Annotated in this window: 13 protein-coding genes and 1 riboswitch; of the genes, 10 read left to right on the top strand and 3 right to left on the bottom strand. The window is 64.7% G+C overall.

Annotated elements, in window-relative coordinates; all coding sequences use genetic code 11:
* Positions 1-63 precede the first annotated feature (63 nt).
* From AB4068_RS06575 to mnhG, 6 genes are read left to right on the top strand one after another with little or no spacing between them, the layout of a single operon-like run.
* Entirely contained in the window at positions 64-3180 is a 3117-nt protein-coding gene (locus AB4068_RS06575) for a Na+/H+ antiporter subunit A (RefSeq protein ID WP_441432969.1), read from the top strand.
* Positions 3177-3632: a Na(+)/H(+) antiporter subunit C gene (locus AB4068_RS06570; RefSeq protein ID WP_059389840.1), complete on the top strand. Its 456-nt coding sequence runs from the start codon at positions 3177-3179 to the stop codon at positions 3630-3632. Before AB4068_RS06575 ends, AB4068_RS06570 begins: the two co-directional genes overlap by 4 nt.
* The gene (locus AB4068_RS06565) at positions 3629-5218 is read left to right on the top strand and encodes a Na+/H+ antiporter subunit D (protein ID WP_307054880.1); all 1590 of its coding nucleotides are present in this window, start codon (positions 3629-3631) and stop codon (positions 5216-5218) included. The genes AB4068_RS06570 and AB4068_RS06565 overlap by 4 nt, the downstream gene beginning before the upstream one ends.
* Entirely contained in the window at positions 5215-5781 is a 567-nt protein-coding gene (locus AB4068_RS06560) for a Na+/H+ antiporter subunit E (protein ID WP_059389842.1), read from the top strand. The genes AB4068_RS06565 and AB4068_RS06560 overlap by 4 nt, the downstream gene beginning before the upstream one ends.
* Positions 5778-6056, top strand: a complete 279-nt coding sequence (locus AB4068_RS06555; RefSeq protein ID WP_441432968.1) for a monovalent cation/H+ antiporter complex subunit F — start codon at positions 5778-5780, stop codon at positions 6054-6056. Before AB4068_RS06560 ends, AB4068_RS06555 begins: the two co-directional genes overlap by 4 nt.
* Positions 6046-6513 (top strand): monovalent cation/H(+) antiporter subunit G, encoded by a 468-nt coding sequence (gene mnhG / locus AB4068_RS06550; RefSeq protein ID WP_441432967.1) that lies wholly within the window; start codon positions 6046-6048, stop codon positions 6511-6513. The genes AB4068_RS06555 and mnhG overlap by 11 nt, the downstream gene beginning before the upstream one ends.
* Here the strand turns inward: mnhG and AB4068_RS06545 are convergent.
* Positions 6510-6770, bottom strand: coding sequence for a DUF4235 domain-containing protein (locus AB4068_RS06545; protein ID WP_059389844.1), 261 nt, complete (start codon positions 6768-6770; stop codon positions 6510-6512). The genes mnhG and AB4068_RS06545 overlap by 4 nt on opposite strands.
* Before the next feature lie 51 nt (positions 6771-6821).
* On the bottom strand, positions 6822-7550 hold the full coding sequence (locus tag AB4068_RS06540; RefSeq protein WP_441432966.1) for an NUDIX hydrolase: 729 nt from the start codon (positions 7548-7550) through the stop codon (positions 6822-6824).
* A 216-nt stretch (positions 7551-7766) separates the two neighbouring features.
* Positions 7767-7903: riboswitch (TPP riboswitch) on the top strand.
* Between the two features lie 74 nt (positions 7904-7977).
* Here AB4068_RS06540 and AB4068_RS06535 point away from each other — a divergent pair.
* The 4 genes from AB4068_RS06535 (at position 7978) to AB4068_RS06520 (ending at position 12774) form a co-directional block, all read left to right on the top strand.
* Positions 7978-8607, top strand: coding sequence for an ECF transporter S component (locus AB4068_RS06535; protein WP_236813309.1), 630 nt, complete (start codon positions 7978-7980; stop codon positions 8605-8607).
* Entirely contained in the window at positions 8607-10238 is a 1632-nt protein-coding gene (locus AB4068_RS06530) for an ABC transporter ATP-binding protein (protein ID WP_441432965.1), read from the top strand. The genes AB4068_RS06535 and AB4068_RS06530 overlap by 1 nt, the downstream gene beginning before the upstream one ends.
* Positions 10235-11041 carry an energy-coupling factor transporter transmembrane component T family protein gene (locus AB4068_RS06525; RefSeq protein WP_284991150.1) on the top strand — a complete coding sequence of 269 codons (807 nt, stop codon included), beginning with the start codon at positions 10235-10237 and terminating at the stop codon, positions 11039-11041. The genes AB4068_RS06530 and AB4068_RS06525 overlap by 4 nt, the downstream gene beginning before the upstream one ends.
* Positions 11042-11250: 209 nt before the next feature.
* Positions 11251-12774, top strand: coding sequence for a UDP-N-acetylglucosamine 1-carboxyvinyltransferase (locus AB4068_RS06520; RefSeq protein ID WP_059389848.1), 1524 nt, complete (start codon positions 11251-11253; stop codon positions 12772-12774).
* Positions 12775-12924: 150 nt separating this feature from the next.
* Here AB4068_RS06520 and AB4068_RS06515 read toward each other — a convergent pair whose 3' ends face one another.
* Entirely contained in the window at positions 12925-13749 is an 825-nt protein-coding gene (locus AB4068_RS06515; RefSeq protein WP_441432964.1) for an endonuclease domain-containing protein, read from the bottom strand.
* Positions 13750-13759: the final 10 nt, after the last annotated feature.

Raw genomic sequence — 13759 nt, 5'->3', positions numbered from 1 at the left:
ACCCAACGCTTGACCGCCTGCTCCAACTTTTGACAACTTATTCCTGACTTTGCGGAGATTCCAGTGATCACAGTTCTTGCCGTGACCTTTGCAGCGGCAACTGTGGCGCCCTGGATCTTCCGGAAACTTCAACGGAATGCCTTCTACGTCCTTGCAGCCGTTCCCGCCCTCGCCTTTATCTGGCTGCTCCTGCAGTACGACCGGATCTATCCCGGAAAAGGCGGAGCCGCCACGGGCGGCTTCATCGAAGAGACCCTCCCATGGATTCCGAACCTCAAGCTTGAATTCGCCTTCCGCATGGACGTCCTGGCGTGGGTGATGTCCTTGCTGGTCCTGGGGGTCGGCGCGTTGGTCCTGGTCTATTGCGCCCGGTACTTCAAGAACAAGGATGCCGACCTCGGCGGATTCGGGGCCCAGTTGCTTGCCTTCGCCGGCGCGATGTTCGGCCTGGTGACGGCGGACGACCTCCTGATGATGTTCATCTTCTGGGAACTCACCACCGTCCTGTCCTACCTGCTGATCGGCTATGCGCGGACCCGCCTGTCCGCGCGGCGCTCGGCTTTGCAGGCGCTCATGGTCACCACCGCCGGCGGCCTGGCCATGCTCGTCGGCCTCATCATTCTGGGCCAGGCCTCCGGAACATACCGGATTTCGGCCATCATGACCCAAGCGGCCACCCTCGTCACGGGACCTGCGCAAGGTGCGGTTGCCGCCGCCGTCGTACTCATCCTGGTAGGTGCGATTACCAAATCGGCGCTGGTCCCCTTCCACTTCTGGCTCCCCGGGGCCATGGCCGCGCCCACCCCGGTGAGCGCCTACCTGCACGCAGCGGCCATGGTGAAGGCCGGCATCTACATCGTCGCCCGACTGGCTCCGGGATTCAGCCAAAGCCCCTACTGGTTGCCGCTGGTGCTCGGGCTCGGCCTGGCGACGATGCTGGTAGGCGGCTACCGGGCGCTCCGGCAGACCGACGTCAAACTCATCCTTGCCTATGGAACCGTCAGCCAGCTCGGCTTCCTCACCATGGTGGTGGGTCTCGGCCGGCCCGACGCCGCACTGGCCGGCCTCGCGCTGTTGCTGGCGCACGGACTCTTCAAGGCTTCCTTGTTCCTGGTGGTGGGCATCATCGACCACCAATCCGGCACGCGCGATATCCGCAAGCTCTCGGGCGTGTACAAGTCCTCGAGGGCGCTCGCCATCGTGGCGGGCATCGCCGCGGCGTCCATGGCCGGCATACCTCCGCTGGCGGGTTTTGTGGCCAAGGAATCCGTGTTCGAAGCGTTCGTGCACTACGGCACAGATCACTCCGGTACTGGCCCTGCTTCCCAACCGTGGGGGCTGGTCCTGCTAGTCGGCTTGGTGCTGGGGTCCATCCTCACATTCGCTTACAGTGCCCGCTTCATGTGGGGTGCGTTCGCCACCAAGCCGGGCGTGGAACGGACGCCCTTCAAGGCCATCCAGCCATCGTTCCTGGCGGCCCCGGCCATCTTGAGCTTCCTCACCATCGTGTACGGCCTGTGGCCGGATCCCGTTGACGGCTGGATCCAGCCGTATGCGGCGCTTTTTGTGGAACCCGCTGCCGGAACCAACGCAGTCGGAACAAACGCTGCCGGAACAAACGCAGCCAGCGCCAGCCACCTCGCGCTGTGGCACGGTCTGACGCCCGCCTTGGGACTGACCGCCGTGACGTTCGCGGCCGGCGTCGCGATGTTCTACGGCCGGAACGTCGTGTCGCGGGCGCAGGGCCGTATCCCGGACTGGGTGGACGGCGACCGCGCGTACCAGCGCACCATCGGCGCCTTGGACGACGTCGCCGTGTGGGTCACGGGGCGCACGCAGCGCGGTTCCCTGTACTTCTACCTTGCGGTCATCCTCACGGTGGCTTTCGCTGTCCCCTTGACGGCACTCATCGTGGCCAACAAGCCCCTCCCGGGCGGGCTCTATGTGATCGACCCGAATTCCCCGCTCCAGCTCATCGCCGCGGCAGGAATCGTTGTTGGCGCTCTCGCGGCGGTCCGAGCCAACAAGCGCTTCCTCGCCGTGCTGATGGTGTCGGTCACCGGCTACGGCATCGCACTCATGTTCGCGTTGCAGGGAGCCCCGGACCTCGCATTGACGCAAATGCTGGTGGAGACCATCATCCTGGTGGCCTTCGTGCTGGCGATGCGCAGCCTCCCTCCGGAGCTCCGTGACCGCACCGGCGGCAAGTACCGGGTGGTTCGCGTCATCATTGGCGTGGCGTTCGCGGTCACCATGATCTTCGTGGCGATCTACGCGATGGGCGCCCGCATCGCCGAGCCTGTGTCGCTTTCGTTCCCCCGGCTGGCCTATGAAGGCGGCGGCGGACTCAACGTGGTCAACGTGACGCTGGTGGACATCCGGGCGTGGGACACCTTCGGCGAGATCTCGGTGCTGGCGGTCGCTGCCACCGGCGTCGCGAGCTTGATTTTTGTCCGCAGCAGGGGCGAGCGCCTCAACAAGGCCGCCACCATTCCCGAGGGCACGGTGGGAAGGCGCGCCGCCGCCGGGGGCAGTTCGCGCGACGACGCCTCACTGGCACTCGTCCGCAAGTTCGCGGGCTCCCTGACGGACCCCTGGCTCGTGGCCGGCCGAACCCTTGCACCGGAACGGCGTTCCATCATCTTCGAAGTGGTCACGCGGCTGATTTTCCACTCGATGATCGTTTTCTCCGTGTACCTGTTGTTGGCGGGACACAATCTTCCGGGTGGCGGCTTCGCCGGCGGACTCACGGCCGGGCTTGCCCTGACCATCCGTTACTTGGCCGGCGGACGGTTCGAGTTGCGGGAAGCCGCACCGATCAGCGCCGGCATGCTGCTGGGAACCGGCCTTGCGACGGCGGCCGCAGCGGGCTTCGTACCGTTGCTTCTGGGCGGCCAGGTGTTCCAAAGCGCCATCATCGAGTTCTGGCTACCGTTGTTCGGGGACATCAAGTTCGTGACCTCCACGATCTTCGACATCGGCGTGTACCTCGTGGTCGTAGGCCTGGCCCTGGACGTGCTGCGGAGCCTGGGAGCCGAGATCGACGAACACTTCGAAGAGACCGCCAGCGGAGACGTCCGGGATTCAGGGGATGCCCGATTGGAAGTTCCCACCTCCGCACCAACGGCCGCAACCACGGCGCAGTCGGCAACAACCTCGCTCGGGAAGGGGACCCCATGAGCGTCAACTTGACCTTGTTGATCGTCATGGGAGTGCTCTACGCCTGTGGGATCTATTTGATCCTGGAACGCAGCTTGACCCGCGTTCTCCTGGGGCTCATGCTCCTGGCAAACGCCACCAACCTGCTGATCCTCGCGACGGGTGGCTATGCCGGACTTGCCCCGCTGTTCAACAAATCGACGGATCCGCGCGACTACAACGATCCTTTGCCGCAAGCGTTGATCCTGACGTCGATCGTGATTTCCTTCGCGGTGACGGCATTCATGCTCGGCATCATCTACCGGACCTGGGCATTGGCACGGCAGGACGACATCCAGGACGACGCCGAAGATAGGCGCGTCGCGAAGACACCCAGCTTTGACGCCGAAGACGACTCGGTGGTTCCCGAGGAAACTTCCGAATTCCCGGTTACGGCAGTCACCGAAGCAGCCAAGGAAGGAGGCCCCCTGTGAACATCGCCAGCCTGGCGCCGCTCGCCGTCGTGCTTCCCATCCTCGGTGCCGCACTGACGTTCGCCCTGAACAGGAACCCGCTGGCCCAACGCGCGGTCAGCATCGCTTTGTTGTCCCTCACGTTGCTCCTGGAATGCTGGCTCCTTGCCTCGGTATGGACCACAGGCACCGCATCCGTCACCTTGGGCGGCTGGCAGCCGCCGTTTGGCGTGGTGATGGTGGTGGACCAGTTCTCCTCGCTCATGTTGGTGGTCTCCTCCGTCATCAGCCTCGCGGTGCTGATCTACGCCACCGGCCAGGGCATGGCCGACGGCGACCGTGAGGCACCGGTGTCGATATTCCACCCGACCTACCTGATCCTGGTGGCCGGTGTCTCGAACGCCTTCCTCACCGGTGATCTCTTCAACCTGTACGTCGGCTTCGAGATCCTGCTGACGGCGAGCTACGTGCTCATGACACTGGGCGGTACCGGTCCGCGCATCCGCGCCGGGGTCACCTACGTGGTGGTTTCCGTCGTGTCATCGGTGTTGTTCCTGATCGCCATTGCGATGATCTACGGGGCCACCGGAACCATCACCATGGCGGATCTCGCCATCAAGCTGGCCGAATTGGATCCGGGCACCAGGAACCTGCTCCACGTCATGCTGCTCGTGGCCTTCGGCATCAAGGCCGCCGTGTTCCCGCTGTCCTTCTGGCTGCCTGACTCGTACCCGACCGCACCGGCACCGGTCACTGCCGTGTTCGCCGGTTTGCTCACCAAGGTGGGCGTCTACGCCATGGTCCGCACGGAGACCCTGCTGTTCCCGGGCGATACCTTGAACACCCCGTTGATGGTGGTTGCGCTCCTCACCATGCTCGTGGGCATTCTCGGTGCCATAGCCCAGAGCGACATCAAACGATTACTCTCCTTCACCTTGGTCAGCCACATCGGCTACATGGTGTTCGGGCTTGCCATGTCTTCCGTAGCCGGGCTTGCTGCCGCCGTCTTCTATGTGGCCCACCACATCACTGTCCAAACGAGCCTGTTCCTGGTGACCGGCTTGATCGAGCGCCGCGGTGGGAGCTCGTCGGTGGATAGGCTGGGTGGGCTCGCAAAGCTGTCTCCACTCCTCGCGCTCTTGTTCTTCATTCCGGCCATGAACCTCGCGGGAATCCCGCCCTTCTCCGGGTTCCTGGGGAAGCTCGGACTCCTGCAGGCAGGCATCGCCCTCGGGACACCACTGGCCATTACCTTGGTGGTGGGCGGGGTGGTCACGAGCCTCTTGACCTTGCTGGCCATTGCCCGCGTCTGGAACCGCGCATTCTGGCGGAAGCCCGAGGACGCTGACTACCCGGCCGCCGTCCTCAAGGACACTGCCGCCGTCGGCCTGCTTCCGAGGACCATGGTGGGGCCAACCGCCGCGCTGGTGGTCTTTGGCGTGGCGCTGACAGTCTTCGCAGGTCCGCTGTTCCAATTGGCCGGAAACTCCGCGGAACAGATGCTGGACCGTACGGCGTATATCCATTCCGTGCTCGGCGAGAATGCCAAAGTCCCGGGCATCGCTGCGCCGGGTGCGTCGACCCCACTGCAGGGGGTTGGCAAGTGAGCCGCAAGCGGATTTCGTTCCGCACCGAGTTGCCCCTGCTGGTCTGGCTGGTGGTCGTGTGGGGTGCGCTCTGGCGGGACTTCAGCCCCGGCAACCTGGTATTCGGTGCGCTGATCGCCGTGGTGGTAGCCAGGGTCTTCTACTTGCCTCCAGTGGAGCTCAGCGGACGATTCAACGTGCTGCGCGCCATTCCTTTCGCCGTCGTGTTCCTTGGCAAAGTGGTGGCCGCGAGCTTCCAGGTCATGTACCTCGCGGTCTTCCGCGGGCCCTTGGTAACCAACGCCGTCGTCGCTGTTCCCCTCCGCAGCCATTCCGACCTCATGGTGACCGCAACAGGGCACGTGATTTCGCTGATTCCGGGTTCCTTGGTGGTGGAGGTGGACCGCTCGACGTCCACGCTCTATATCCATGGGCTCAATGTCCGCAACGATGTGGACACCGCCAAGCTGCGCAAGGAAGTCCAGGACACGGAGGCCTCGCTGATCCGGATCATGGGTACCCAGGCGGAAATGGACGCACTCCAGGCCGAAGGCTGGCCTGCAACGAGGGGAGCTCGCTCGTGAAAGACATCGTGCTGATCGTCACGGCGGTGGTCCTTAGCCTCGCCGCCGCCGGCGCGATCTACAGGATCGCCGTCGGGCCGTCCCTGCTGGACCGGGTGCTCGCCTCGGACGTGCTGCTCGCCATACTGGGTGCTGCATTGGCCATCGACATGGCCGTCAACAGGCACCCCAACAACCTCGTGCTGCTCGTCGCGCTGACGCTGATCGGTTTCATCGGATCGGTGACGGTGGCGCGCTTCGTGGCCGACCGGAGAGGACAGGTCAATGACTCCTGACGCCACCGGAGCGGACGCCGTCATCGATGCCGTCACCGCGGTGCTGCTGATTGTCGGTGCGGTGATGTCATTGGGCGCGGCGATCGGCCTGCTGCGCTTCCCGGACCTGATGAGCCGCATGCACGCAGCTACCAAGCCGCAAGTGCTCGGGCTGTTCCTCGTCTTGGCAGCCATCGGGCTGCAGATGCGCGAATGGTGGGTGTGGCCGATCCTGGCCGTCGCTTGGATCTTCCAACTGCTGACGGTGCCGGTGTCCGCACACATGGTGGGCCGCGCAGGCTACCGGACCAAGCACCTGCACCCCGAGTTGCTGAGCATCGACGAACTCGAGGCCGTGGTGCTGCGGGCCGCCGGTCAACGGGCAGCGGAGAAAGCCCAAGCCGACCCGACAACTCCCCACACCGGGAACGGCGGGAGCCCAGGCCCTCAAGGCGCCAACGGCGGGCCGTCAGCCTAGACGATGTCCTGTGTCTTCGAGAAACGCGAGATGGCGCGCTGGGTACTGCGGCTTGCGAAAACCTGGATGACGGCGCTGACAGTCGCCGAAATCAGGGCGAAGGTCAGTGCAGAGCGCAGGCTTGCCTCCATATCATCGTGACCCTTGGGAGGTTTCTTGCCGGTGGACTTTTCCCACAGCGCATTGACGAGCTTGGTGCCGACAAAGCCAGCGCCGATGCTCACGCCGGTGCCGAGCAGTTTGATGAGGAGGTTCATTCCGGGACTCCTTGCGGGTGGAAACAGGACCGTCCCCAGCCTAACCCCACTTCAGGGCAGTTCCGGAGCAACGGATGGAGCTTGGCGCCTCTGCCGGAAGAACTCCTCCAAGGCCCCGGGCTTTGGACGGACAGGCACGATGTCACGGTCCTCGGCCAGTATCGCTTCCACTGTGCCGAGGGCGACGAGCTCATCCAGCAGCGCAAGCGTGGGCGGCATGAGCTTGAGTGTTCCGGCGACTTCGGCGTCCAGGATTCCGCGGACGGGTGTCCACAAGGACGACGACGCTTCCGTGGTCTGGTGCCTTGGCTCGGCACCGGAAACCGGGCAGGCAAGGTAGAAGTACGTGTCGAAGCGCTTGGGCTGGTCCTGCGGAGTGACCCAGTTGGCCCACGGGCGGAGGGTGGTGGCGTCAAGCTTCAGCCCGGCCTCTTCGAACACCTCACGCTGCGCGGCCGCCAGCACCCGGCCGGCGTTGAACCTGGCGGAGGCAGGTTCGACGGCGATGCTGCTCCGGTGCCATGCGGCGGCGTGCTGCTCGACGACGTCGTCCGCGAAGTCCCAGCCGGAGCTGTCCATCTGGTCCACCCGGCCCCCGGGGAAGACCACCATGCCCGCGGCGAAATCCATCGTGGAAACCCGGTGCTGGACGAACACCTCCAAAGCCTGCGCCGCACCTTGAGAGCCCCCGGGAACCGCGGCATCCCGGACCAGGATCACGCTTGCGGCGAGCCTCGGTTCCGCCACCGTGGTGCTGTTCGCTTCGCCATTGCCTGCCAAGACCGCTCCTTTGCCCGCTCTGCCGCGTCACATTCTGCTGGATCATTGTCCCAGTTTCTGCGGCCGCCCGCGCCATTCCGGGCCGGCCTGCGCTCACCCGGCGAGTGATCCAGCAGAATCCGTCGTCTCCGCGTGTTTGTGACCGTTCCGCGGACGCCAACACAGCGCCCGCAACCCCGCCAAGGTGTAAACTGAACCACGCCCAAAAGGGTGGATTGATAACGACAGGGGAGCGCCGCCGTCGGGCACGCAGCAATGCGGCACGGAGGACGGGCGCTGAGAGTGCGGACAGCCGCAGACCCTCGAACCTGATCCGGCTAGTACCGGCGCAAGGGAGTCGAGTTCTCATAGTGTCCGGACCGGCGCGGCGGAAGCCGCTCGCAGGCAACCGGGAACACTTTCCCCTCCTGTTCCTCAGGAGGACAAAATGACTGGTATTTCTGCAAGGCCGGGCCTCACCAAGCCTGGTTACAACTGGCGCGTCGTGGACATCGTCGTGGCGGCACTCATCTCGATCGCCGGTGGCGTGATCTTCTGGGCATGGGACCAGATGGCTTTGGTTGCAACACCTATGTCCGCCGGCTACCCGCCCCTGAGCGGCCTGATCGCCGGCGGCTGGATGATTCCGGCAGTCTTGGGCATGCTCATCGTCCGCAAACCCGGTGCGGCAATTTTCTGCGAAACAGTGGCCGCCACGAGCGAGCTCATCATGGGTTCCCAGTACGGCACCACGGTGCTGATCTCGGGCCTGCTCCAGGGCCTCGGTGCGGAACTCATTTTCCTGGCCTTCATGTACAAGAAGTTCAACCTGCCGGTGTCCCTGCTGGCCGGTGCCGGTGCGGGCCTGTTCTGCGGCCTGAACGACTCCTTCCTGCCGTGGGGCTGGAACATCGCCTACGAACCGGTCGACAAGCTCGCGTACATCGTGTTCTGCACGATCTCCGGCGCCGTCATTGCCGGTGCCCTGTCCTGGATCGCTACCCGCGGCCTGGCCAGGACCGGTGTCCTGAGCGCGTTCGCGTCACGCAAGGCCGCCTCGGAGCCCGTCTTTTCCTGATGCCCAGTCCTGATTCCGGCACCTCTGCCGTGGTGCGACCCGCCGCCATTTCCGCGCAGGGCTGGGGCTGGCGGCACGCCGGCCGCACCACGCAGGCCATCCACGCCCTGGACCTGGACATCCGTCCGGGCGAGCGCGTCCTGCTGCTTGGCCCCTCGGGCGCAGGCAAGTCGACGTTCCTCCATGCCCTGGCGGGCGTGCTGGGCGAGGAAGGCGACGACGCCGACGAGACCGGCTCGTTGCTGGTGGACGGCGTTTCCCCGAAGGCCCAGCGGGGCCGTGCCGGACTCATGCAACAGGACCCCGAAACCCAGGTGGTGCTTTCCCGCCTGGGCGACGACGTCGCGTTCGGCGCCGAAAACCTTTGCGTGCCGCGGGACGAGATTTGGAAGCGGGTCCATGAAGCGCTCGACGACGTCGGGCTGCTGCGGAGTGCCGGTGGCAGTGCCAGCGGCAACTTTTCGCTCGACCACCCGACGTCGGCCCTCTCGGGCGGGCAGAAACAGCGCCTTGCGCTCGCCGGCATACTGGCAATGCGGCCCGGCTTGATCCTCCTGGACGAGCCGACCGCCAACCTTGACCCGGCCGGCGTCTTGGAAGTGCGCGATGCCGTGGGCCGCTGCCTGGACAAGACCGGCGCCACCTTGGTGGTGGTGGAACACCGGGTATCGGTCTGGAAAGACCTCGTGGACCGGATTGTGGTGCTTCAGCCGGGCAGTTCCTCCTCCGCGGGAGGTTCGACGCCGGCGGTGCTTCTGGACGGCGACCCGGACACGGTTCTGGCGCAAGCAAGGGACATGCTCACTGCTGCGGGCGTCTGGGTGCCTGGTTACGTGCCGGCCACCCGGCCACGTTCGGGAACAGGCACCGGACCGGCGGCCGACTCCGGGGCGGGGAGCTCCCGGAATGGGGGCGAGTTGCTGCTCGCCACCCAGGAGCTTGCGGTGTCCCGCGAACGGACACGGCGCCGGGGGTTCAAAACGATCGCCCCGCGTCCTGTGCAGTCCGGACTCGACGCCGAAGTGTTTGCCGGGCGGGCACTGACCATCACCGGTCCCAATGGCGCCGGAAAATCGACCTTCGCTTTGACCCTCGCGGGGCTGTTGGCGCCGATATCCGGGGCGGTGACTGCCGCCGTCGGGCTCAGCGACGGCGCGGGCCCCGACCCGTTCAAGTGGAAGGCCCAGCAGCTGATCTCCCGCATCGGGACTGTGTTCCAAGAGCCCGAGCACCAGTTCGTCACCGGCCGCGTCCTCGATGAGCTCATGTTCGGCCCCAAGCATCTTGGCCATGGCGAGGAACGGGTGGACGAGTTGCTGGAACGGCTGCGCTTGGGGCATCTCGTGGACGCCAATCCGTACACGCTCTCCGGGGGCGAAAAACGGCGGCTATCCGTGGCGACGGTGCTCGCCGCGCACCCCCGCGTCCTGGTGCTGGACGAACCCACTTTCGGCCAGGACGCGAACACGTGGGCTGAGCTTGCGTCGTTCCTGTCCGAGCTGCTCGACGCCGGCACCTCCGTGGTTTCCGTGACCCACGACCAGGAATTCAGCTCCGTCCTGGGCGGCGCCGAGATGCGGCTCGAGCCTGCATTCCAAGGCGGCACCCGGCAGGAAGCAGGTGCGGCATGAGGGACGCCCTAACCCTGCGCGGCAACAACGCCCTCCTGACACGCGCCAATCCGCTGGCCAAGTTCGTGTCGGTCTTCCTGATCACCCTGGTGTTGGCGTTGTCCATCGACTTGGTGTCAGCCTCGACCGCGCTCCTCGGCGAATTGGCGTTGTTCCCCCTCGCGGGGCTCACCGTGCGCTTGCTCTGGCAGCGCGGCTGGCCCTTGATTATCGCGGCCGCGCTCGGAGGTTGGAGCACCGCGATCCTGTCGGCCGACAGCGGAAGGATACTGCTCGACGTCGGGATCTGGTCCATTAGCGAAGGCTCGCTTCAGCTTGGACTCGGCTTCATGCTGCGGGGTCTTGCCATAGCGCTGCCTGCCATTCTCCTGATGAGTTGCACCGATCCCACCGATCTCGCCGATGCCCTGGCGCAAAAGGCGAAACTGCCGCACCGTTTTGTCTTGGGTACCCTGGCGGCCCTGCGGCTCGTGGGACTCATGGCGGAGGAGTGGCAGACCATCGGCATGGCACGGCGCGCGCGGGGTGTCGGCTCGCACGGAAGTCCGCCACAACGGTTCAAGGCCATGCTTGGCCAAAGCTTCGGCTTGTTGGTCCAGGCGATCCGACGGGCGTCCCGCTTGGCGGTGACCATGGAGGCGCGCGGCTTCGGCGGCGGACGGCGGACCTGGGCGCGCGAATCCACCTACAGCCGCCTGGACGTCTGGGTTCTGGGCGGCGGGCTGGTCATCGCTGCCGCGGCCGTGCTCGCGGCCCAATGGGCAGGGACCTGGCACTTCGTCTGGCTGAAGCAGCCCAACTAGCTCGCAGTTGTTGTCGTTTTGACGCTTCAAAACGACAACAACTGCGAGCTACTTGGGTATTTGCGGGCGGACCGCCATCCGGCAGCCCCGGGCACGCGACGGCGGCCGTTGCGACTTACTTATCGCACGAGACGACTATTCTCGGGCTGAATCGGCGTGTTGCGTCGCAGAATCTCCAATTCTTAGACCATCTGTGATATTTATTGATCATGACGCAACCGACTGCCGAACATGTAGGTCTCCTCCTTCGCGACGCCCGCGGCGAAAAGGGCTGGACACAGGGACAGCTCGCCTCGGAACTGGGCACCAGCCAAAGCGCCATTGCCCGCATGGAACAAGGCAAGCAGAACCTTAGCCTCCGCATGATCGAGCGCCTCGAGTCGATCTTCGGGCGAACCATCGTCAAGGTCGGCAAAAGGCAGATGACCCACCTGCGCGTGGAGGGCGGACGTACGCTCTCCGGCTCGGTGGACGTCAACAGCAGTAAGAATGCCGGCGTCGCACTGCTTTGCGCGAGCCTCATCAACCGCGGCACCACCACCTTGCGACGGCTCGCCCGGATCGAAGAAGTCAACCGGATTGTCGAGGTATTGACCTCCATCGGCGTCGAATGCACCTGGCTGAACGGCAACGATCTGCGCATCCGCCGCCCGGAAACGCTGGACCTCGCCTCCATGGACGTGGAAGCCGCACGCCGCACCCGCAGCGTCATCATGCTGCTCGGCCCGCTCCTCGATGAGGCTGCCTCGTACCAGCTGCCCTACGCCGGCGGTTGCGATCTCGGGACCCGGACCGTGGAACCGCACATGCAGGCGTTGCGGCAGTTCGGACTCTCGGTGGAGGCCAAGTCGGGCTTCTATTCCGTGCAGGCGCCGCCGGCCGACGGCGAGCACCGCACCTTCGTGCTCACGGAGCGCGGTGACACCGTAACGGAGAACGCCATCATGGCCGCCGCACACCGCAGCGGTACCACGGTGATCCGCAATGCCAGCCCCAATTACATGGTGCAGGACCTTTGCTTCTACCTGCAGGGGCTCGGCGTGGTCATCGACGGCATCGGGACAACCACCCTGAAGATCACTGGGCGCCCGGCGATCGACGTCGACATTGAGTACTTCCCGTCCGAAGACCCGATTGAAGCCATGAGCTTGATCACCGCGGGCATCGTGACCAACTCGGAAGTCACCATCTGCAGGGTCCCCATCGAGTTCATGGAGATTGAACTTGCCACGCTCGAGCAGATGGGCCAACAGCTCGACATCTCCGGCGAGTACTTTGCGCGCAACGGACGGACGCGCTTGGTGGATGTCACCACCAAGCCATCACGGTTGCGCGCTCCGGAGGACAAGATCCATCCGATGCCGTTCCCGGGTCTAAACATCGACAACTTGCCGTTCTTCGCGGTCATCGCCGGCAACGCCGAAGGCCAGACCATGATCCACGACTGGGTCTACGAAAACCGGGCCATCTACCTGACCGAACTCAACAAACTCGGCGCCCAGGTTCAACTGCTCGATCCGCACCGCATCTACGTCAATGGCCCCACCAAGTGGCGTGGCGCGGAAGTCGGATGCCCCCCGGCACTCCGACCCGCAGCTTGCCTGTTGTTGGCCATGCTGGCGGCCCGCGGCACGTCCGAGTTGCGCAACATCTACGTGATTGAGCGCGGATACGAGGACCTGGCCGAGCGACTCAACACCATCGGCGCCAAGATCGAGTACTTCCAGGACTGACGTGGACGGAGAACGTCGGAATCTGCACGATTCGGACTGACCAGCAGGACATTCTGCTGCATCATCCGGAGTCAGCGTTCGCTCACCCCCGAAAACAATGGGTTTGCCTTCTGCGCCCTGGCGATGATCCGGCAAAATCCGTCGTTGCGATCACCTCTGTTCGTCGTGCAGGGCGAGGACGGCACGGATTTCGTCCATCACCTGCTCCGGGTTGTTCCAAATCTGCTCGGGGGCGAAGCTCAGGAGGTCAAAGCCACGTGCCTGTGCAGCGTTCAGGCGTGCCATATCTTTCCTCCAAGCCTCCCGCGAGCTGTGGAAGGCGTAGCCGTTGACTCCAACGATGAGCCACCGTCCAATGAGAAAGTCCACACGTCCCACGCCGCGGATTTTGACTTGGCGACGGAATGTCAGGCCTTCTGATTCGAACAGCAGACGGGCGCTGATCTCCGGTACGGATTCGGACAGGCCGTCTGCCTTGGCGAGAAGCCTCCTGGCGTTTCCGTAGTAGTTGGCGGAGATCTCGCTTTCGAGCAGGGCCCGCGGGATGCCGAACTGCTGCATGGCAGACTGCGCAATCGAAATGGCATCGACCTCTGGCAAGCAGACCAATGCGTGAATCACAGTGTCCTCGACGGATGCCAAGGGGACGGCATTCTCCCGAGATAGGCGTAGGCCGCCATGCCGGACGAAGCCCCGGCCCCGGCAGTGCCGCGTAGCCAGGTGCACGCGCATGGGCTTGTCCTTGATCCACAGGCCGTAGCGTAAAGCTGCGCTCGCGCAGGTGACATGCCCGTTATTGAGGATCGCCGTGAGGTATTCCTGATCCGCTAACGGGAGGGCCCACACGCCTTTTCGCGGTTGGTGTGCCCCGGCGGAAGCCAACTTGCGGATGGCTGAGGGCGTATAGCCGCTGGCGCGCAGTAGGCCCACGCGCGCGACCCCACCCACCGTGGCAAGGAATTCCAAAGCATCCATGGATCCAGCT

The organism is Arthrobacter sp. 2RAF22, from assembly GCF_052115325.1.
Taxonomy (GTDB): Bacteria; Actinomycetota; Actinomycetes; order Actinomycetales; family Micrococcaceae; genus Arthrobacter.
Note: the sequence above shows the minus strand (reverse complement) of the source record. Positions and strands in the feature narration are given on the sequence as shown.